Below are 21,808 nucleotides of genomic sequence, written 5' to 3'. Positions count from 1 at the left end.
ACCTCCTATTAGTCTTCAGCAATCCAACTACGCAATAGCTTCGCAAAATCTTCTGGCTTATCTTTTGCCATTTTTTCTAATTGCTTGCGGCGTACAGTCGCTTCAGTTTCTTTTTCTTCTGAAATATCTTCTACTTCTATTAATTGCTGCTGTCTTTCAATAATCCCTTGCTCTTCTTCTTGCTGTTTACGTTTACGAACACGTAATACGTAAACTACTAGTAATGCAATAGCGACTAATAAGATGCCACCAATTACCCATACCCACCAAGGAATAACCGATTCTGGTGCTGTTGCATTGGCATCATTACCGTGGAATTCTTGAACAGATACGACAATTCGATTGGCAATTTCTTCGTCTGTTAAATCACCTGCAGCTTCTTGATCGACAGAAGTACGCACAATTGTGGATAAAATTTGCTCAATATCTGTACGAACACCATCTGGAAGTGATGCCGCATCATCTGCAACTGGCGGTTCTACCATTACTTGAATACCTAGATTACGAATTTTATAGGGACTCTCTTGAATTTCACGATGAATTCGATTGACGTCATTGTTAATTGTTTCCTCGACGCGCTCGTAATCGCCATCTCCAGTTGTTCCTTCTACATAATCTATCAGGTTGTCTGTTGGATTTTCTGCTTCAGGCGAACCTTCCGCACCTGCACCGCCCGAATACGTTTCTGTAATTCGTTGTGCACTAATCTCAATTCCTGACATGTTTTCTTCATCAACAGGCTTGACTAAATCTTCTTGGCGATTTTCTTTTTTAAAGTCAACATCTGCCGAAACATTTACTACGACCTTATCCTGCCCGATAAGCGTGCCTAGCATTTGTTGCACTTGGCGTTGAAGATCACGTTCGATTGTTTTCTTCACTTCCATTTGCCCCGTCACACTGTCCATACCACCGCCACCATTTTCAGCAGCAGCTAAATCATAATACTCCGAGTACTGATTCATAATAGTTATATTATCTTTTGGTAAATTAGGAATACTCATTGACACTAAGTTGAACAATCCTTTAATTTGGTCATCTGAAAACTTATGTCCAGGAGCTGTGTCCAGCACGATTGCGGCTGTTGCCTCACCTTGAGCATCTTTTAAGAAAACACCGGAGTCAGGTAAAGTAATCATGACATTCGCATCTTTAACACCATCAAATTTACGAATTAAATTGGCTAATTCCGTTTCAGTTGCAGCCTTTTTGATTACATCAAATTCATTATCAGTCATACCGAAGCCTGCATTTGTCGTAAAGAATGAGTTATCAATTTCACCAGAATCAGGATAGCCCTGAGCTGCAAGCGATACTTTTAAGTTATCTACTTGCTCTTCTGGAACTAAAATTGTCGTGCCCCCATTAGCCACCTCATAGGAAACACCTTGGGCACTTAATGCCTCTGTAATTCTTCCCACCTCAGCCGTAGGTAGTTCTGGGAATAATTGAGCCATCGTTGTACGTGTTGAATAATATGTAAGTATACCTGCTAGCGCAATAACACCTATAATTGCTCCTATAATTGCGCCTTTTTGATTTTTCGTTCGACTCTGCCAGAAACTATTGGAGTCACTTTTAATTTTTGTAAATCGTTCATTCATTATGAATCCTCCGGTTATAGTGAATGCCCAACAATTTATGTTTCGTTAGACCAAATAATTATACACTCATTCGCATAATTTCTTGATAAGCTTCTACTGCTTTGTTACGAATTTCAATTGTTGCACCTAATGTAACACTTGCTTTTTGAGAAGCAATCATTACTTCGTGTAAATCGACATCTCCACCATTAATTAATTTTTGTGTCATCGTATCAGATTGCATTTGTTGAGCATTTACGTTAGATATCGCGTCTTTTAGCGCATTAGCAAACGTTTCTTGTGCATCTGCAGAGGTTACTTGTTTATTAATCGTGTTTATTTCATTCACAGATTGCGTAGGAGACATAAAAGATACTGCATTAATCGCCATTAGTTATCATCCTTTCCCGATTTCCAATGCTTTTGTTAGCATATTTTTATTTGCATTAAACACTGTAATATTTGCTTCGTATGAACGAGTAGCTGAAACTAAATCTACCATTTCTTTTAATAAATCAACATTCGACATTTGTACATAACCATCTACATTGGCATCTGGATGTGTCGGATCATACACAAGTTTAAATGGCGTCTCTTCGTCTTCTTTAATGGATGTAACCTTTACACCATTTCCGACACCGCTTTTCACTGTTTTCCCCATGGCAACATTTAGGAAGTTCGAAAACTGACCTTGTTGTTCTTTTAATGTAATAGATTTTTTACGGTATGGCTCCCATTCCCCGTTCACCTGTTTACCACGTGTTGTATCTACGTTCGCGATATTAGATGAAATAACATCCATACGTAATCGTTGTGATGTCAATGCAGAGGCGGTAGTGTTCATACTATGGAAAATCGACACTTTTATTTCCCTCCTTTAATAACTGTATTTAATGTTCTAAACTTGCCGTTAACACGTTCAATTAGCGCATTGTAATAAATTGTGTTTTCCGCTAACTTCGCTTGTTCAACATCCATATTTACCGCATTGCCATTTGGTCTTGATCGGAAATTATCATTTGAATAAACGCCATTTTTTCCAACCTCAATTTGAAAATCATAATGTCTTGCATCGTTCCGATTTGCAGAAATTGTCGATTTTTTCACATCATCTAATACGTCTTTAAAACTAACATCTTTTGTTTTGTAGTTTGGTGTGTCAACATTCGCTATATTTTGCGCGATGGCTTTGTTTTTTAATGTCGCGTAGGAAAGTCCTTTTTCTAGACTATTTATTGTTCCGCCAAAAAGATTCAAATTTTTCACCTCTACTATTCTTTCTTAATACTACAGTCATCTCTATATATTACAATTGTAATTATTATGAATCAAAGTGTCTATCGTCTTTCGGCTCTTTTTAGTAGTCTTTACGTACCATTTTTATGAACAATTCATTTGAACGTTTTTAAATACGTCTAAATTTCTTCACATTTCTACCACAAATAAGTACATAAGTAACTATCTATCCTGATATCTCCAATTTTAATGGTTAAAAGTAACTACTAACCGGCATGCTATTCAATGCCCCTCATTCATTCATTTCAAAACAATACACTCAAATTCGAAAGTTTAATCGCTACTTTACTACAATTTCCGACAAAAAAACTTATGTATGTAACAAAATGGTCAAAATATTGATTTTCAAAGTATCTTTCATCAATTAAATCAGGTTCACTCTAAGAGATCATATGAGTATTTACTTATAAACCATTCTATTTTTTTTACCATTTTTGCAAAAAAAATAAAGTGCAATGTTTTGTATTCCACAAACCATTGCACTTTAATCAATTCATTATTTTATTTCATTTTTATTTCAGCTAAAGCTGTTAAGAACTTATCATTAAGTACTTTGATATACGTTCCTTTCATACCTAAAGAACGTGACTCAATTACACCTGCTGATTCTAACTTGCGTAATGCGTTAACGATTACAGAACGCGTAATCCCAACACGGTCAGCAATTTTAGAAGCTACTAATAGCCCTTCGTTTCCATCTAGCTCTTCAAAAATATGTTCAATCGCTTCAAGCTCCGAATAAGATAAAGAATTAATCGCCATTTGAACAACTGCTTTTGAGCGGGCTTCTTCTTCAATCTCTTCTGATTTTTCACGTAAAATTTCCATACCTACTACTGTTGCGCCGTATTCAGCTAAGATTAAATCATCATCTTCAAATTGGTCACGAATACGAGCTAATACTAATGTACCTAAACGTTCACCACCACCAATAATTGGAACGATTGTTGTTAACCCTGTCGCAAATAATTCTTTATTTTCAACTGGGAAAGCAGTGTGTTCGTTTTCAATATCAAGGTTTGGAGATGTTTCAGTAATATTAAATAAGTTTTGAGTATATTTTTCAGGGAATTGACGCTCAGCAATCATTTTCTTAACGCGGTCATTTTCAATTTGTTGTTGAATTGAAATCCCTAGTAATTTCCCTTTACGGCTTACGATAAATACGTTGCTTTCAATGATGTTTCCTAATGTATCTGCCATTTCTTTAAAGTTTACTGGCTTTCCTGCAGACGCTTGGAGCATTGCATTGATTTTTCTTGTTTTTGCTAATAAATTCATTTCATTTCCTCCTACAGGACTAATTAATTCACTTAATATTCTAAAGGTTTTTATAATTTAATGATACTAATTCAACTTACATTATAAGATGAATTGTGACAAATCTTTGTTTTTAACGATATTTTCCAACTTTTGATTTACATAATTCGGTGTAATTTCAATATGTGCTGGAGCAATTTCTGATGCTTCATAGGATAGCTCTTCTAATAAGCGTTCTAAAATCGTATGCAAACGACGGGCACCAATATTATCGGTTTCTTGATTTACTTCTGTTGCAATTTCTGCGATTCGCTCAATGGCTGACTCTGTGAAATCTATTGTGACACCCTCAGTTTCTAGCAACGCTTTATATTGTAAGATCAATGATTGATCAGGCTCTTGCAAAATACGCACGAAATCCGCTTTTGTTAATTTTTCTAGTTCAACACGAATCGGGAAGCGCCCTTGCAATTCCGGAATCAAATCGCTAGGCTTCGACATATGGAACGCTCCTGCTGCAATAAATAGCATGTAATCAGTTTTAACGGAACCATACTTAGTTGTCACAGTAGAACCTTCAACAATCGGTAAAATATCACGTTGAACGCCTTCTCGGGAAACTTCTGCTGATGAAGAACCTTTACTTGCAATTTTATCAATTTCATCAATAAAAATTATGCCTGCTTGCTCAGCTCTTCGTATTGCTTCATTCGATAATTCGTCCGAGTCGATTAATTTATTCGCCTCTTCTTGCGTTAATATGCGGCGTGCGTCTTTTACTTGTACTTTACGCTTTTTGGTTTTTTTCGGCATTAAATTGGAAAGCATATCTTGCATACCACCAGCATTCATATCCATACCTGGCATTGCATCGAACAAAGACGGCGCAGCTTCAGTCACTTCAATCGTCACCCATTGTTCTTCAAGCTTGCCGTTTTTTAAATCTTGGGCAATTTGAGCACGACGAGTACGAACTTCCGTATCTTCCGCTTGATTTCCATCCTCTTGCGGATTATCTTTTTGACCAAAAAACATCTCAAATGGATTTTGAACAACTTTATCCTTCAACTTGGATGGTGCTAATAATTTCACAAGTTGCTCGTTTGCATTGAACTCGGCTTGCCCTTGAACAGCTTCAACCAACTCTTCCTTCACAAGTCGACGAGAAGCCTCTACTAAATCACGTACCATCGATTCCACATCACGACCAACATATCCTACTTCAGTAAACTTTGTCGCCTCAACTTTAATAAATGGTGCGTTCGTTAGTTTTGCAAGTCGACGAGCAATTTCTGTTTTACCAACACCCGTTGGACCAATCATTAAAATATTTTTTGGACTAACTTCATTTTTTAAGTCTTCAGGCAAGAGTGAACGACGATAGCGGTTGCGTAGTGCAATGGCCACTGCACGCTTCGCTGTTTCTTGTCCAACAATATGTCGATTTAACTGTTCGGTAATTTGTCTTGGCGTTAAATTATTCGCTGTCATTACAATGCCTCCAAGATAATATTATGGTTCGTAAACACACAAATATCTGCCGCTGTTGTTAAGGCCGCCTCTGCTATTTCTTTCGCAGATAAATGATCGCCTGCATGTTTTTTTAATGCGCGCCCTGCTGATAACGCATAATTTCCACCTGAACCAATTGCTAAAATTCCATCATCTGGTTCAATTACTTCCCCAGTCCCAGAAACAAGTAATAATGTTGATTGATCCATCACAAGTAGCATCGCTTCTAATTGACGTAACATTTTATCTCCACGCCATTGTTTTGCAACTTCGACTGCCGCTCTTTGTAAATTCCCATTGTATTCATTTAATTTCGCTTCAAACATTTCAAAAAGTGTAAATGCGTCCGCAACCGAACCCGCAAACCCAGCAAGTACTTTTCCATTAAACAGACGTCTGACCTTCCTCGCTGTATGCTTCATTACGACTGCATTCCCTAGTGTTACTTGACCATCACCAGCCATTGCACACTCACCTTTATGATGAATCGCAAAGATTGTCGTTGCATGAATTTGCCCCATTGCACATCCCCCTAAATTTAAGCTCTCGGATGACTATTCATATATGTCTTCCTTAAAGCATCTTTTGTTACATGTGTATAAATTTGTGTAGAAGATAAATTAGTATGCCCCAATAATTCCTGAACAGTTCGCATATCTGCTCCATTATTTAGCAAATGGGTCGCAAATGTATGACGTAGCATATGTGGATATATTTTCGTATGCATACTGGTATTTTCTATCATCTCACTTAATATATAACGTACACCGCGCGCAGTAAGTTCACCGCCACGCATATTAACAAAAACTTTTTGGTGATTTTGATTTTTCATCAATTGAGGACGCATTTGTTCAATATAGTAGATTAAGGCATCTTGCGCATATTGTCCAAACGGAATAATGCGTTCTTTTCGCCCCTTCCCCATTACACGAATGATTCCATAATGAAAATCAATATCTCCAAGTTCAACGGAAACACATTCACTGACGCGTATCCCAGTAGCGTAAAGTAACTCTAATAAAGCCATGTTACGTACTTGCTTAGGATCATTGCCTTTATTTTTCTCAAAAAGTTGATTCAGTTCTTCTTCATAAAAAAAGCTCGGTAATCGCTCTTCTTTTTTCGGATGATAAAGAGAACGAAACGGAGCATCATCTATATTCTGTTCGCGATTTAAAAAGCGAAAAAAAGAACGAATGGATGAAATTTTCCTAGAAATTGAAGTTCTTGCTTTTTGTTCATCATAAAGCTTTGTCACGTATAATCTTGCATGGATATAATCAATTTCCACTATATTGGAAACCCCTTCAGCTTCTAAAAAGCGAAAAAAATCAAGTAAATCATATTCATATTCACGCACGGTATGCAGTGAAAAGTTTTTTTCGAGTTGCACATATCGAATAAATTGTTCTAATGCTTCTGTCGATTGACTATCCATCTACTATACCTCCATGAAATTTCCATAAGTGGTTTTGGAACGTGTCATTATTTGATCATCACTATAAAAAACATACATACTGACACTATACCTATCAAGCAAATAATTCAAGTAAAAAACAAAGATTTATTCAATTTTCTCGTAATTTTAACAATAAAACAAATTATTATCTTGATTTCTTATTATTTTTTCAAAATTTAAAAATTAATACAATAAAATTTGCATGGTTTTAACCCGTCGTGATCACTTCTCCAAATGAACAAACATAAAAGCCCTTAAAGTATAACAATCTTTAAGGGCTTTTTGCAATTAAATTTTCTGAGAATTAATAAAATTCTGAATAGTTTCTAACGCACGGTTAGCGTGACGCTCTGCACGTTCCGGTTTTGACTTAATACGTTCCTCAAGTTCAGGGAAAATACCGAAGTTTACATTCATCGGCTGGAAATTTTTCGAATTTGCCAAAGTAATATATCGCGCCATTGCGCCTAATGCTGTTTCAGCTGGGAAATGTAATAATGGTTCGCCTTTTACTAAACGAGCTGCATTAATACCTGCGATTAAACCACTACCAGCTGACTCTACATAACCTTCAACACCTGTCATTTGACCTGCGAAGAAAATAGTCGGTTTTGATCGTAATTGATACGTATTATTTAATACTTTTGGAGAGTTGATGAACGTATTTCGATGCATGACACCGTAGCGCACGATATCTAAGTTTTCTAAACCTGGAATCATTGAAAAAACACGTTTTTGCTCTGGCCATTTTAAGTGCGTTTGGAACCCAACAAGGTTGTATAGCGTTCCGGCCGCATCATCTTGACGTAATTGAACAACCGCATATGGACGTTTATCTGTTTTTGGATCTTCTAAACCTACAGGCTTCATCGGACCAAATGTCATTGTTTTTTCACCACGAGCTGCCATTACTTCAATCGGCATACAGCCCTCGAAGTATTTTTCTTTTTCAAATTCTTTTAATGGCGCACACTCAGCTGTAATTAGCGCTTCTCGGAATGCATTAAACTCATCTTTTGTCATCGGACAGTTTAAATATGCCGCTTCCCCTTTATCATAGCGAGACTTTAAATATACTTTATCCATATTAATCGATTCTTTTTCGATAATCGGCGCTGCTGCATCGTAAAAGTATAAGTACTCTTCGCCTGTTAAGCCTTGGATTTTTTTCGCAAGACTTTCTGAAGTAAGTGGTCCTGTTGCAATAATTGTAATGCCTTCAGGAATTTCCGTTACTTCTTCATTAATCACTTCAATTAGTGAGTGATTTTTTACCTTTTCTGTTACATAGCCTGCAAATTCGTGACGATCTACTGCCAATGCACCACCAGCGGGTACAGAGCAATTATCCGCTGCTGCCATAATTACTGAATCGAGCATACGCATCTCTTCTTTAATTACACCTACCGCATTTGTTAAGCCATTTGCACGTAAAGAATTGGAACAAACTAATTCTGCAAATTTATCGGTATGATGTGCGGGAGTTTGCTTTACTGGACGCATTTCATAAAGGCGCACGTTTACACCGCGCTTCGCAATTTGCCATGCGGCTTCTGATCCAGCAAGACCTGCCCCTATTACATTTACTATTTGTTGTGTCATAATTTTTTACCCCACTATATAATCTTATTGTGACGGTGTTTCCTCGTAATCACAGTCACTGTTTGTACATTGAATTTGAACACCTTTTTTCAACTTTTTCTCTACTAATGATGCACTACATTTCGGACAAGGTCTACTAATTGGCTTATCCCACGAAACGAATTCGCATTCTGGATATCGATTACAGCCATAAAACACACGCTTTGTTTTTGATTTTCGTTCTACAACTTCGCCCTCTTTACATGTTGGGCATTTTACATCAATTAATTTCACAATCGCTTTTGTGTTGCGGCAGTCTGGAAAATTTGAACATGCCATAAATTTCCCGTAACGACCTAATTTATAAACCATGGCGGCGCCACATTTTTCACAATCTTCTCCGGCTGGCTCATCTTTAATTTCAATTTTTTCCATGACCTCATCCGCATATTTTACGCGTGGCTCGAAATCTTTATAAAAGTCATCAATTACTTTCACCCATTTTGTGATGCCTTCTTCAATTTCATCCAAATTTTGCTCCATTTGAGCCGTAAATTCAATATTGATGATTTCTGGGAAAAACTCGAATGTCGCTTGATGGACAATTTCTCCTAGCTCGGTTGGAACAAAACGTTTTGCATCAAGCTGTACATAGCCACGTTTTTGAATCGTGTCTAAAGTTGGTGCGTATGTCGATGGGCGCCCTATTCCTAATTCTTCTAACGCTTTTACTAAACGCGCCTCAGAATAACGTGGTGGTGGCTGCGTGAAATGTTGTTTTGGTTCAATCTCAATGGATTTCACTTTATCCCCAACGGCCATTTCAGGTAACAGTTTCGTCGTTTCTTCTGCTTGGTCATCCGTACCCTCAATATAAAGCTTCATAAAACCAGGAAATTTAACTTGAGATCCATTCGCTCGGAATACCACATCCACATTTTGTAGGTCTACCGTTACCGTATCTAATACAGCTGGTGCCATTTGACTTGCGATAAAGCGTTCCCAAATCAAACGATATAAACGCAATTGATCACGACTTAAAATCGCCTTCAACTCTTCAGGTGTACGCATTGCACTTGTAGGACGAATCGCTTCATGTGCATCTTGAGCATTGGCTTTCTTTTTCGGTTGTTTTACTTCTTGCGCAATAAACGCTTCGCCATATTTCCCATCAATATAAGCGACTGCTTCGGCTTTTGCCGTATCAGAAATACGTGTAGAATCCGTACGCATATACGTAATTAAACCAACAGCACCTTCTTTTTTACTCAGTTCAATACCTTCATAAAGTTGCTGTGCAAGCATCATCGTTTTTTTCGCACGATAATTCAATTTACGTGCTGCCTCTTGCTGTAAAGAAGAAGTTGTAAACGCAAGCGCTGCATTACGTTTTCTTTCTTTTTTCACAACATTCATTACCTCAAAAGAATCGCCTTTAATATTTTTCAAAATTGCCTGTACTTGCGCTTCATTCGTCAATTTGACTTTTCCTTCAGCGTCCCCGTAGTAAAGTGCATCAAATTGCTTTTTACCTTTTTCAAATGAACCTTCAACAGTCCAGTATTCTTCAGGTAAGAAATTTTTAATCTCATTTTCACGATCAATAATTAAACGCAGTGATACCGACTGAACGCGACCTGCTGAAAGTCCTTTTTTAACCTTTTTCCATAAAATCGGACTAATATTATACCCTACAAGTCGGTCTAAAATTCGACGCGCTTGCTGTGCATCTACTAAATCCATATTAATTGGACGCGGATGCTTAAAGCTTTCTAAAATAGCATCTTTCGTAATCTCATTGAATACAACGCGACAATCCGAATCTATATCTACGTTCAACGCATTTGCTAAGTGCCAAGCAATTGCTTCCCCTTCGCGATCTGGATCGGCTGCTAGGTAGATTTTTTTTACTTTTTTTGCAGCTGTTTTTAATTCTTGAAGGACAGGACCTTTTCCACGAATTGTAATGTATTTCGGTTGATAATCATTTTCTGTATCAATACCCATTTGACTACGTGGCAAATCACGTACATGTCCAATCGATGCCTTCACTTTATATTTCTTTCCTAAATAACGTTCTATTGTTTTTGCCTTTGCGGGTGATTCCACAATTACTAAATAATCTGCCATCTATTATTCCTCCTTAGAGAGGTTTTTATTTTATCAAATTCGCTTTTTTGCGATTTGTCAATATTTTTTCAAAGCGTTTCCTGTTGCAAAATGTATAACAGATTGGCGGATAATGCAACTTTTTTTCAACGAAAACTTGAAAACATTTGCAATTCATCTAGTATTTGATGCCCGCTCCATATCGGAATTGCTCCTTCTTTAATCAATTTATTCGTACCTTTTGATTGTTCAGAAGTAATTAATCCCGGAACAGCAAAAACATCCTTTCCCTGCTCTAGCGCTAGCTCTGTCGTAATAAGCGTCCCACTTTTCAGTGCGGCCTCGGTTACGATTAACGCTAAACTCAATCCGCTAATAATTCTATTTCTTGCAGGAAATTGCCATTTTTGCACGCCGACATAGGGTGGATATTCTGTTAATAACAACTGTTCTTTTGCTAAGTGCTCGCCTAACTTTTGATTTTCTTTTGGATAAAAATGAAAAAAACCGTGCCCTAATACAGCAATTGTTTTTCCACCATACCTCATCGTAGCTTCATGTGCGAATCGATCCGCTCCTTTTGCTAATCCGCTTACTATGACAAATTGTTCATTTATGAGTGGAGGTAATATTAATTTTAGCGCTTCCTCACTATACTTAGACGCATTTCTCGAACCAATTACAGCAATTTTTTTAGGGTGTTGTAATAGGCTCAGGTCGCCCTTCACATAAAGAACGGTTGGGGGGTCATATATTTTTTTTAAAGACTCTGGATACAAATCACTCACATACGGAATCGGCATAATTTGATGTGTTAAATAATGATCCTCTAACGCGATTTCAAGCATTTTTCTATAATGAAATAACAAACGATTGGCACTTTCTTGTTTAATATTCAACATTCTTGCCAATTGTTTAGCAGGGCAAGTGGAAAGTTCGTTTAAATCCCCTAAATATTGGAGCAATCGTTGGAATTTATGCCATGTAAGAGGATATACATAATGTAATGTGAGTAATTGTTTTTGGAAAGTATTCGTCATTTAAACACTCCTTATTTTTAATAGAAGAAAGTGAAATGACCGCTTAATTTGTTTTATTTGAGTTTGTAGCGAAGTGTAAGCATCGATTGAGACAATTTATTCAATTTGTTTCTTTTTTAAAAAAAAGATGTAGCGCATGGCGACGCTACATCTTTTATTTTAATGTGTCTTACAAGCTTCGTATAGACCTTTTTCTTTAATTACTTTAATTAATGTTTCCCCAATTACTGAAGGCGTAGGTGCAACTTCAATTCCTGCTGCATTCATCGCTTTGATTTTTTCTGCTGCAGTACCTTTACCACCTGAAATAATGGCACCAGCATGCCCCATACGCTTCCCTGGAGGTGCTGTTTGCCCTCCAATGAATCCTACGACAGGTTTTGTCATGTTTGCTTGAATCCACTCAGCAGCCTCTTCCTCTGCCGTACCACCGATTTCACCAATCATAACAACTGCATACGTTTCTGGATCTTCATTGAATGCTTTTAAGCAATCGATAAAGTTTGTCCCATTTACAGGGTCTCCACCAATTCCGACAGCTGTCGTTTGACCAATTCCCTCTTGTGATAATTGATGCACCGCTTCATACGTTAGTGTACCCGAACGTGAAACAACGCCAACATGACCTTTTGTATGAATATAACCTGGCATAATACCAATTTTACACTCATCTGCCGTAATCACGCCTGGACAGTTCGGTCCGACTAAACGAGTCTTTTTGCCTTCCATATAGCGCTTTACTTTTACCATGTCTAATACAGGGATATGTTCCGTAATACAAATCGTCATATCAAGCCCTGCATCTACTGCTTCAATAATTGCATCCGCCGCAAAAGGAGCTGGTACATAAATAACCGAAACGTTGGCACCTGTCACATCTACAGCTTCTTGAACTGTGTTGAATACCGGCACGCCTTCGATTTCTAGGCCGCCTTTACCTGGTGTAACACCTGCCACGATTTTTGTCCCGTATTCAAGCATTTGCTTTGTATGGAAAAGGGCTGTTTCTCCTGTAATTCCTTGTACAATAACTTTTGTCTCTTTGTTAATGAATACACTCATGACTTAACCCCGCCTTCAGCCTCTACTAGCTTCACAATTTTTTGTGCCCCATCTGCCATTGAATCAGCCGCCACAATATTTAAACCTGATTCATTTAGCAACTTTTTACCAAGGTCAACATTTGTCCCTTCTAATCGAACGACTAATGGCACAGCTAACCCTACTTCTTTTGCAGCAATAATAACCCCTTGAGCAATAACATCACATTTCATAATGCCACCAAAAATATTAACAAAAATCCCTTTAACATGAGGATCCGATAAAATGATTTTAAAGGCTTCTGTTACTTTTTCTGCCGTCGCACCGCCCCCAACGTCTAAAAAGTTTGCGGGTGAGCCGCCATAATAGCTAATCGTATCCATCGTTGCCATTGCAAGTCCTGCACCGTTTACCATACAACCAATGTTACCATTTAGTGAGATATAGCTTAAGTCATATTTTGACGCTTCAATTTCTTTTGGATCTTCTTCGTCAAAATCACGTAATTCTACGATATCTTTCTGACGGTATAATGCATTTGAATCGAAGTTGAACTTAGCATCTAGTGCCACTACTTGATCATCACCCGTTACAACAAGCGGATTAATTTCAACTGTCGATGCATCTTTGTCAATAAATGCTTTGTAGATGCCTAACATTAATTTTGACGCTTTGTTTACAAGGTTTGCTGGAATATTCATATTAAATGCCATACGTCTTGCTTGGAATGGCATTAAGCCTGTTACTGGATCAATCACTTCTTTGAAAATTTTCTCAGGATTTGATTCAGCCACTTCCTCAATATCCATACCGCCTTCTTCAGAACCCATCATTGTTACACAAGAAGTCGCACGGTCAAGTACTAAACTTAAGTAATACTCTTTACGAATGTCTGAACCTTCTTCTATATAAAGGCGTTTTATTTCCTTACCTTCTGGACCCGTTTGATGTGTCACTAAAATTTTCCCTAATAATTCTTTTGCGTATGAACGCACTTCATCAAGGTTTTTAGCAATTTTTACGCCGCCTGCTTTCCCGCGACCACCAGCATGGATTTGTGCTTTCACTACTGTTACATTTGCCCCTAATTCTTTTGCTACCTTTACTGCTTCCTCTGGTGAAAAAGCTACGCTCCCTTTCGGAACAGCTACACCGTATTTTCTTAAAATTTCTTTCCCTTGATATTCATGGATATTCATGATACATCCTCCCATCGGACAATTGGAAATTATTCTACTAACATATTCATTTTAAACAATAATTCAGAAAATGTCTATCTTTGTCGCAAAAACCTTTTTAACATCGTTTTATCACGAATAGTTCTACCTAGTCAGATAAATTAAAAAAATGGCAAGCTCCGAAAAGCTTACCATTTATCGTTATTTGATTGTAGTTTATGCTGTTCATCCAATCTGTAAATAAAAGCAAAAACTTCTGCGACAGCCTGATATAATTCTTCAGGTATAGATGTATTTAAATCGAGCTGTCCCAACAATTCTACGAGGCTCGGGTCCTCATAAACGGGAACATCATGAAGCGCTGCCTGCTGTAAAATATTTTCTGCAATTTTTCCCTTCCCTTTTGCCACAACGGTCGGCCCATCGCTTTTTGAAGGATTATATGATAAAGCAATTGCCTCTTTTCGTATAAATTTTTTCTCAGTCATACGCGAATATCCACACCACCTTGCTGTTCTTCCGGCTGGATCGGATTCTTTGTAGCCACTTTTTGTGTTTGATCTTCAAAAGGCTTAATAAAGATGCCGGATAAATGGTATTCCTTTTCAGTGAGCCCTCGTTTTAACGTTTCCTTTAACGGTATTGCTAATTGTTCTAGGCTCGGATGATCATTAAATACATTAATCGTCACAACGCGATTTTGTACTTGCATGTCGATCACCGTTTGCTCTAGCGATTCCATATTTAAATAAAATAAAATGCGGGCGAAATTTGCATCAATTTTTCCGTCGTCCTTCATTCGCCCATTCCATTGTAAGGTAGCATCCATTCTTTTACCGAAAAACTCGAGTGGCACTTGCATGACTATTTGATGTTGATGACCATTTTCACCTGATAAAAGCTGCATACCATTCATTCGAGCTAAAACTGTATCGGCCGCATCACGCAATGCAGGTGGTGTTTGTAAATCTTGTACAAGCGCTAATAATTGTGGCTTTATTTGATTTGCAATCGCTTGAATATCCCCTGCCTTACTCGACAATGTAGCTTCGTAGCTCACCCCTAAACCTTTTAGGACCGTTTTAATTGCCTGCTCCATTGCCTTACTATCAGCTGCTGATTTGACTTGTGCTTCTGCCTGTATAAGTGCACTTTGAATGGCTGACTGTGGACTATTAGCTGATACTTTTACTAAATTTCGCAGTAATGAATCATTCACAGCTAGGTTTGAATCAGGCTTTATTAACGATAGCAGCTGGTCCTTGACCGTCATTCCTCGCTCATCTTGTGTGAACAGTCTAGAGGAGCTATTGTCTGTAAAGGCTTTTACTAGCTGCTCTTGCAATTGTTTCGTGAACACCTCGATAGATTGCTTTGACATCGGGATTTGCGAAAAACGCCCTATGAGCTGTTGGATTTGCTCTTTTTGTGATATGTTTAATAAATTTTCATTTGCTACCCAAGCTTTTAATTGCTCGATTACTGGTTTCATTTGCTCTGGTGACGTTTGAGCAAGTTGCTGAATCATTTGTCCCACTTGTTGCGGCAAACCACTTTGCTGAGATTGTAATGGCTGTGTAGTGGATGGTTGCTGAATGGATTGCCAATTTTGTAATGTTGCATTTTGTGGCAAGATCCCAGCTCCCTTCAACACTGTCAGCGCTTGCAATTTAACTGAAATGGCGGCTGATGAATCCATTAAAGATTGCATGCTACGTGAAAGTAATACACCGCCAGTTTCCGCATCTAGAGGCTTCGCTAATTGCTGAATTTGCTGCAATAAATTCATTTTTAATGCGTCATTTCCACCTTGCTGCGTTGCTAATAACTGTGCTAAATTCGCTAAATTTACAGACATACCATCCGTTTTTGCCCCTTGGGTCAATGCCTGAAATACTGTATTTGTAAAAGGCATTTTCAGTTCTACCATACGCTGTAACGCCTGTAATGCATCATTTTTCAATACACCTTCAGGCAGTTTTTTCATCCAGCTTTCGGCAGCGACTAACTGCTCCTTCGAAATCGGTAGCTGTTCCTTCATAAAATGAGACAGCACTTGTCGCATTTCTGATGTCTTCGGTAAATTCATCGTTTCTAGCAGTTGATTCATTTGTTGCGTGGGAGTCATTGTTTGTGACATTGGGCCAGATACGACTTTTAATTCTGTTTGGGGGTTTGTATTTGTCACTTGGAAAAAATGAGCATCCCCAACTTTTAATGGCATCTCAAGTTTTGCCATTAATTTTTGTCCCCCAACTTGAATTTCCGCCATTTGGTCGGGATACAGTTTTTTTATCGTACCGTGAAATACTTGATCTTGCTTAAACGTCAATGACTGATTAGTTGTCGGTTGCTGCGTATTCATTTGTATCGGGTTAAATGATGTAGACGTCATAAAGGTTACTCCCTTTTTGCAATCATAGATTTTATTGGTTCAAATGTTTTTCGGTGATGACTTGTCGGACCGAATTGTGCTAGCGCTTCTAAATGCTGTTTCGTTCCGTACCCGGCATGCTGTGCAAAACCGTACAGTGGAAACTGCTCATGTAAGCCTTCCATGTAATGATCACGAGCGGTTTTCGCTAAAATGGAGGCTGCTGCAATCGCCAAACTTTTTGCATCCCCTTTCACAATGGACGCTTGTGCAATATCAATAGGTAACGTCATGGCATCCGCTAAAACGAAATCAGGCTGGATTGCAAGCCCTTCAATGCTTTTTTTCATCGATTGTCTTGTTGCTTCATAAATATTTAAACGATCAATTTCATCAGCACTTTGAAAATGAATCGCGTACGCTATTGCATGTTCTTTAATTCGTTTCGCATAGTTTTCACGTAGCTCTTTTGATAGTTGCTTTGAATCATTTATTCCGTGCAGCTCTTCGCAATAATTCGGTAATATAACCGCCGCTGTTACGACAGGACCCGCTAATGGACCCCGCCCCGCCTCATCAGTACCTGCGAGATAAGCATTTTCGTGTGGCAAATAGGAAGCATCAAACTTCAGCTTTTCCTGATGGGCCGCTAACAATTGACGTTGCTTTTCTAGCCGTTTACAATATTGCTGCCACGCTTTTTGAACACCACTTCTTCCATCTTCTTGTATGCCATCCATCCACGGTTCATAGTGCTGGGCCATTTTTAATGCTTGTGTAATTTCTTTAATTGTTTTCATATCGTTCTCCTAGTTAATGTCTATTCATTGTATCGGTTCTTTTTCAAAAAGGTAAAATGCTCACGTATCTAAAGATTGAATTTAGCATAGATAAGGTTCACCTATATATTGGGAGTTTATTTCCATGCCGTTACGGACACTTTACGCGAAAGTCGCCTTTTCTTCATTCCATTCAACTTACATTTTTAAAGTGCTTTTGTCATCCCGATTATGATGATAAGCAATAAATAACAAAAAGCCTACACATAATTTGCGTAGACTTCCATTTCATTGTTAATTTTCTTCGAGTTGTTCTTTTTCAATTTGTTCCTCAACAAAATCAAATGTTAGTTTCCCTAAGTGTTGATTACGAATGTCGCGTACTATTAATAATGCTACTTGGTCATAATCAATTTCGCCACCTTGGGCAAAAACACGTCTTAGCTTGCCGATATGATCGAAAGTTACGACTAACTCTTCATCAATCGCTTCAATGTCGTAGCGTTCCTGCATACGGGTTGGATAACGCTTAGTTAAAAATTGCAAGCCATAAACGGCAAGGTCTTCCATATTCATAATGGAATCTTTAATTGCGCCTGTTAACGCTAATTTATAACCAACTTCTTGATCCTCGAACTTTGGCCATAATATCCCCGGTGTATCAAGTAGCTCAATTTCTTTCCCTACTTTAATCCATTGTTGTGCTTTCGTTATTCCTGGTGTATTTCCTGTTTTCGCCAAATTTTTCTTCGCTAAGCGATTAATAAGCGTTGACTTTCCTACGTTTGGAATGCCGACAATCATCGCGCGAATTGCACGCGGCTTCATCCCTCTTGCTTTCATACGCGCCCATTTCTCTTCTAATATTTCCTGAGCAGCTTTTGTCACGGCCTGTAACCCTTTTCCTTCTAATGAGTTAATTGCAACCGCCTTATGCCCTCGTTCACTAAAATATTGAATCCAGCGACGTGTTTGTTGCTCATCTGCCATGTCTTGCTTGTTTAAAATTAATAAACGTGGTTTTTGATGAATAACTTCGTCAATCATCGGATTACGAGATGAAATTGGTAAGCGTGCGTCCACAAGCTCGAAAATAATATCGACTAATTTCAAGCTTTCAGAGACTTGGCGACGCGCTTTTGCCATATGCCCCGGGAACCATTGTATCGTCATGTTGTGTACCTCCAATTATTTCTTACATACTACTATCTTTTCCATATCCACGGGAAAATGAGGAGATTACTCGCCCCTCTCCTCAGTCTTTGCCTATTTATTTCACTACTGCAATTTCATTTAAAGGCCAAAAAATGATGCTTGTATTCCCAATAATTTCTTCTTGAGGAACTAGACCAATATGGCGACTATCTTTACTAAAGCGACGGTTATCCCCCATTACGAATACATAACCTTCTGGAATCCCATTAACAAGTGATGGGTCAATATCTTTTAGTGAAAAATCGCCAGTTAAATTGCCTTCGCTAATTTCCGCCTTGTATGCATCTAAATACGGTTCATCAATCGGCTCGCCATTAATGTACAGCTGATCGTCTTTATATTCAACATAGTCACCAGGTAAACCGATTACACGCTTAATATAATCCTTTTGTTCAGGTGCATGGAATACAACAATATTAAAACGCTCTGGCTCCCCTATTTTATAGCTAAACTTATTAACAATCATTCGGTCGCCGTTTTCAAGGGTTGGCATCATCGAATCCCCATCCACTACAATTGGTGTAAATAAAAAATAGCGAATAAATGCTGCGATTGCAAATGCAATGAGTAGAGCTTTTGTCCATTCCCAAAGCTCATTTTTTTCTTTTCCAGTACTCTCCATGTAGCGTTCCCCCTTGACCTGTCACATATATTGTAAACGAAATATGTATTTCAAGCAAAAAAATAATCCTTCTTGCATATCTATTGAATTTTTGCATACTTTTCAATGATGAAAGAAAAGGGACTTGTAAGAACAAGCCCCTTTCTAAACAGATCTTATCGAATTTCTTTAATACGAGCTGCTTTACCGCGTAGGTTACGTAGGTAGTAAAGTTTAGCACGACGTACTTTACCTTTACGAACTACTTCTAATTTAGCAATTTTTGGTGTGTGTACTGGGAAAGCACGCTCAACACCAACGCCGTAAGAAATTTTACGTACTGTGAAAGTTTCGCTAATTCCACCACCACGACGTTTAATAACTACACCTTCGAATAATTGAATACGCTCACGAGTACCCTCTACGATTTTAACGTGTACCTTAACTGTGTCACCAGGACGGAATGAAGGTAAGTCTGAACGTAGTTGATCTTTAGTGATTTCTGTAATAATGTTTGACATTGTTTTCTCTCCTTAGACAGATGCTCATGCACGCTATATGTTAGCCACAGCGGAACACCGTAATTCAGCGCTTTACATAGAAGCACAGATTGAATTTTATCATAAAAAATAGACGCTTGCAAGTAGTTTTGCTTTACATTTCAGACTTTATTTTTTCAATTATCTTTAATTGCTTCGGCGTTAATTCAAGTGCCTCTATAAGGTCTGGACGTCTTTCAAGTGTTCGCTTAAAAGACTGCTCCTCACGCCATTCATCAATTTTCGCATGGTTTCCTGACAATAAGGTTTCTGGCACCGTCATCCCTCTAAAATCAGCAGGACGCGTGTAATGAGGGTGTTCTAGTAACCCCGTTGAAAAGGAATCTTGAATATGAGAATCCGCCTGACCAAGTACACCAGGGAGCAAACGAACGACTGCATCTATTACGGTCATCGCAGGTAGTTCGCCACCCGTTAAAACAAAGTCCCCGATAGATATTTCATCGGTTACTAAATATTGACGAATACGCTCATCATAGCCCTCGTAATGCCCACATAAGAACACTAAATCCTCTTCTTGTGCTAACTCTTCTGCTTTTTTTTGCGTAAAGCGTTCGCCTTGAGGACACAATAAAATAACGCGTGGCTTACGACCTTCTGTAATGGCTTCTACGGCTTTAAACATTGGCTCTGGTTTTAATACCATCCCAGCACCGCCACCGTATGGATAATCATCTACTTGCTTATGCTTATTTTCACTGTATTCTCGAATATCAGAAACCGCTAGTTCTACAGCTTGCTTTTCTTGTGCTTTTTTTAAAATAGATGCCCCAAAAACACCATTAAACATATCTGGAAATAAGCTAAGTACATGAATTTTCATTATAATAGTCCATCCATCACATGAATGATAATTTTTTTATTGTCGACATCAATTTCTTTCACAACATCCTCGATATAAGGAATATAATGTTTCTTCCCGCCTTGTGCTTGGATTTCCCAAACATCATTTGCGCCCGTTTCTAATATTTCCGTCACAATCCCAATTCGTTCGCCTTCTTCAGAAAACACTTCACAATCAACTATTTCAAAGTGGTAAAATTCATTTTCTTCTAGTTCATCGTCTGCTAATTGGTCAATCGTTACTTTTAGCATCCCTTCTTTAAAAGGCTCTACTAAATTGATGTTTTCCATTCCTTCAAACGTTACTAGTATAAAGTTTTTATGGCGACGATTTGAAGCGATCGTTATCCAAGTCGGCTTATTATCATCTTTTTTAAATGCTGCTAACTTCGACCCAACCGAAAAACGTCCTTCTTCAAAATCCGTTGTTGATAAAATGCGTAATTCTCCACGAATCCCATGTGTATTAACAATACGACCCACATTAAACCATTCCATGCCTATTCACCTCGTAAAAAATTTATTTAACTTGCTTCAGCAAAAGTCGGCCACTTTTATAAGTTGCCGATGGATGCCAAATATACTCTTAATTCAGTGAGGGTTCAAACCCTGGCTGAATCAAGTTAAAGCCCCGGCAGATGTCACAGATTTTTTAAGGGAGGCCTGCGTGATGCAGGTCAGTTAGCCGTTGTCGCACGGACGCGACGAACTTAGGCTAATATCCCCAACGAGCATGCTCGAAAATAATCTGGACGCAATTACGCCAAGGCGTAATTGATATGAAAAAAAGAAGGGAAAGCAACTGCCCCCTCCTTTTTCTTAATCCAATATATCGACGTAAGTCTTCTTCTTATGGTGACTGCTTGCTGCTGAATACACAATCGTCCGAATCGCTTTCGCAACACGTCCTTGCTTGCCTATGACTTTTCCTCGATCCTCTGGATGAACAAAAAGCTTATAAACAACTCGATTAGAGCTTTCATCCGTCTCAATACGGACTTCTTCTGGATAATCGACTAATGGTTTAACAATTGCTTCAATCAGCTGCTGCATAAAGCCACCTCCGAGTTATTTACTGAATTATTTGCTATATTTAGCGTTATGGAATTTTTCCATAATACCTTGTTCTGAGAACAGGTTACGTACAGTATCAGATGGTTTAGCACCGTCAGCTAACCATTTAAGAGCTTTCTCTTCATCGATTTTTACTGTAGCTGGTTGAGTAAGTGGGTTGTAAGTACCTACTGTTTCGATTTGACGACCATCACGTGGTGAACGAGCGTCTGCTACTACGATACGATAGAAAGGAGATTTATTAGCTCCCATACGTTTTAAGCGAATTTTAACTGCCATTTTTTAAGCACCTCCGAATAAGTT

General features: G+C 38.3%; 23 protein-coding genes. All 23 read right to left on the bottom strand.

Annotation, left to right across the window (positions count from 1 at the left end):
• Positions 1–8: 8 nt before the first annotated feature.
• Positions 9–1,604: a flagellar basal-body MS-ring/collar protein FliF gene (gene fliF, locus CSE16_RS04445; RefSeq protein WP_099422778.1), complete on the bottom strand. Its 1,596-nt coding sequence runs from the start codon at positions 1,602–1,604 to the stop codon at positions 9–11.
• 58 nt (positions 1,605–1,662) lie between these two features.
• Positions 1,663–1,974 (bottom strand): flagellar hook-basal body complex protein FliE, encoded by a 312-nt coding sequence (gene fliE, locus CSE16_RS04440; RefSeq protein ID WP_099422777.1) that lies wholly within the window; start codon positions 1,972–1,974, stop codon positions 1,663–1,665.
• A gap of 6 nt (positions 1,975–1,980) precedes the next feature.
• Positions 1,981–2,445: a flagellar basal body rod protein FlgC gene (flgC, locus tag CSE16_RS04435; protein WP_099422776.1), complete on the bottom strand. Its 465-nt coding sequence runs from the start codon at positions 2,443–2,445 to the stop codon at positions 1,981–1,983.
• Positions 2,446–2,447: 2 nt separating this feature from the next.
• A complete protein-coding gene (gene flgB, locus CSE16_RS04430; protein ID WP_099422775.1) occupies positions 2,448–2,840 on the bottom strand; it encodes a flagellar basal body rod protein FlgB in 393 nt (130 codons plus the stop codon).
• A gap of 540 nt (positions 2,841–3,380) precedes the next feature.
• Positions 3,381–4,160, bottom strand: coding sequence for a GTP-sensing pleiotropic transcriptional regulator CodY (gene codY, locus CSE16_RS04425; RefSeq protein WP_099422774.1), 780 nt, complete (start codon positions 4,158–4,160; stop codon positions 3,381–3,383).
• 81 nt (positions 4,161–4,241) lie between these two features.
• A complete protein-coding gene (gene hslU, locus CSE16_RS04420) occupies positions 4,242–5,630 on the bottom strand; it encodes an ATP-dependent protease ATPase subunit HslU (protein ID WP_099422773.1) in 1,389 nt (462 codons plus the stop codon).
• On the bottom strand, positions 5,630–6,172 hold the full coding sequence (hslV, locus tag CSE16_RS04415; protein WP_099422772.1) for an ATP-dependent protease subunit HslV: 543 nt from the start codon (positions 6,170–6,172) through the stop codon (positions 5,630–5,632). Before hslV ends, hslU begins: the two co-directional genes overlap by 1 nt.
• Positions 6,173–6,189: 17 nt before the next feature.
• Positions 6,190–7,089, bottom strand: a complete 900-nt coding sequence (xerC, locus tag CSE16_RS04410; RefSeq protein WP_099422771.1) for a tyrosine recombinase XerC — start codon at positions 7,087–7,089, stop codon at positions 6,190–6,192.
• Between the two features lie 309 nt (positions 7,090–7,398).
• Positions 7,399–8,712 (bottom strand): FADH(2)-oxidizing methylenetetrahydrofolate--tRNA-(uracil(54)-C(5))-methyltransferase TrmFO, encoded by a 1,314-nt coding sequence (gene trmFO, locus CSE16_RS04405; protein WP_099422770.1) that lies wholly within the window; start codon positions 8,710–8,712, stop codon positions 7,399–7,401.
• 24 nt (positions 8,713–8,736) lie between these two features.
• The gene (gene topA / locus CSE16_RS04400) at positions 8,737–10,821 is read right to left on the bottom strand and encodes a type I DNA topoisomerase (RefSeq protein ID WP_099422769.1); all 2,085 of its coding nucleotides are present in this window, start codon (positions 10,819–10,821) and stop codon (positions 8,737–8,739) included.
• A gap of 125 nt (positions 10,822–10,946) precedes the next feature.
• A complete protein-coding gene (dprA, locus tag CSE16_RS04395) occupies positions 10,947–11,840 on the bottom strand; it encodes a DNA-processing protein DprA (protein WP_099422768.1) in 894 nt (297 codons plus the stop codon).
• A gap of 159 nt (positions 11,841–11,999) precedes the next feature.
• A complete protein-coding gene (gene sucD, locus CSE16_RS04390; RefSeq protein ID WP_099422767.1) occupies positions 12,000–12,902 on the bottom strand; it encodes a succinate--CoA ligase subunit alpha in 903 nt (300 codons plus the stop codon).
• Positions 12,899–14,080, bottom strand: coding sequence for an ADP-forming succinate--CoA ligase subunit beta (gene sucC / locus CSE16_RS04385; RefSeq protein WP_099422766.1), 1,182 nt, complete (start codon positions 14,078–14,080; stop codon positions 12,899–12,901). Before sucC ends, sucD begins: the two co-directional genes overlap by 4 nt.
• 167 nt (positions 14,081–14,247) lie before the next feature.
• Positions 14,248–14,547 (bottom strand): EscU/YscU/HrcU family type III secretion system export apparatus switch protein, encoded by a 300-nt coding sequence (locus tag CSE16_RS04380; protein ID WP_099422765.1) that lies wholly within the window; start codon positions 14,545–14,547, stop codon positions 14,248–14,250.
• The gene (locus CSE16_RS04375; protein WP_099422764.1) at positions 14,544–16,454 is read right to left on the bottom strand and encodes a hypothetical protein; all 1,911 of its coding nucleotides are present in this window, start codon (positions 16,452–16,454) and stop codon (positions 14,544–14,546) included. Before CSE16_RS04375 ends, CSE16_RS04380 begins: the two co-directional genes overlap by 4 nt.
• A 5-nt stretch (positions 16,455–16,459) precedes the next feature.
• On the bottom strand, positions 16,460–17,233 hold the full coding sequence (locus tag CSE16_RS04370) for a ribonuclease HII (RefSeq protein WP_099422763.1): 774 nt from the start codon (positions 17,231–17,233) through the stop codon (positions 16,460–16,462).
• A 273-nt stretch (positions 17,234–17,506) separates the two neighbouring features.
• On the bottom strand, positions 17,507–18,385 hold the full coding sequence (gene ylqF / locus CSE16_RS04365) for a ribosome biogenesis GTPase YlqF (protein WP_099422762.1): 879 nt from the start codon (positions 18,383–18,385) through the stop codon (positions 17,507–17,509).
• 97 nt (positions 18,386–18,482) lie between these two features.
• On the bottom strand, positions 18,483–19,049 hold the full coding sequence (gene lepB / locus CSE16_RS04360; RefSeq protein WP_099422761.1) for a signal peptidase I: 567 nt from the start codon (positions 19,047–19,049) through the stop codon (positions 18,483–18,485).
• 155 nt (positions 19,050–19,204) lie between these two features.
• Complete coding sequence (gene rplS, locus CSE16_RS04355) at positions 19,205–19,549, bottom strand: 50S ribosomal protein L19 (RefSeq protein ID WP_099422760.1); 345 nt, start codon at positions 19,547–19,549, stop codon at positions 19,205–19,207.
• A 133-nt stretch (positions 19,550–19,682) separates the two neighbouring features.
• Positions 19,683–20,411 (bottom strand): tRNA (guanosine(37)-N1)-methyltransferase TrmD, encoded by a 729-nt coding sequence (gene trmD, locus CSE16_RS04350; RefSeq protein ID WP_099422759.1) that lies wholly within the window; start codon positions 20,409–20,411, stop codon positions 19,683–19,685.
• On the bottom strand, positions 20,411–20,929 hold the full coding sequence (rimM, locus tag CSE16_RS04345; protein ID WP_099422758.1) for a ribosome maturation factor RimM: 519 nt from the start codon (positions 20,927–20,929) through the stop codon (positions 20,411–20,413). The genes trmD and rimM overlap by 1 nt, the downstream gene beginning before the upstream one ends.
• A gap of 321 nt (positions 20,930–21,250) precedes the next feature.
• Positions 21,251–21,484, bottom strand: coding sequence for a KH domain-containing protein (locus CSE16_RS04340; RefSeq protein WP_099422757.1), 234 nt, complete (start codon positions 21,482–21,484; stop codon positions 21,251–21,253).
• Between the two features lie 27 nt (positions 21,485–21,511).
• Positions 21,512–21,784, bottom strand: a complete 273-nt coding sequence (gene rpsP, locus CSE16_RS04335; RefSeq protein WP_099422756.1) for a 30S ribosomal protein S16 — start codon at positions 21,782–21,784, stop codon at positions 21,512–21,514.
• Between the last annotated feature and the right edge of the window lie 24 nt (positions 21,785–21,808).

Source organism: Solibacillus sp. R5-41, assembly GCF_002736105.1.
Lineage (GTDB): Bacteria > Bacillota > Bacilli > Bacillales_A > Planococcaceae > Solibacillus.
This window is presented reverse-complemented; position numbering and strand designations above follow the sequence as displayed.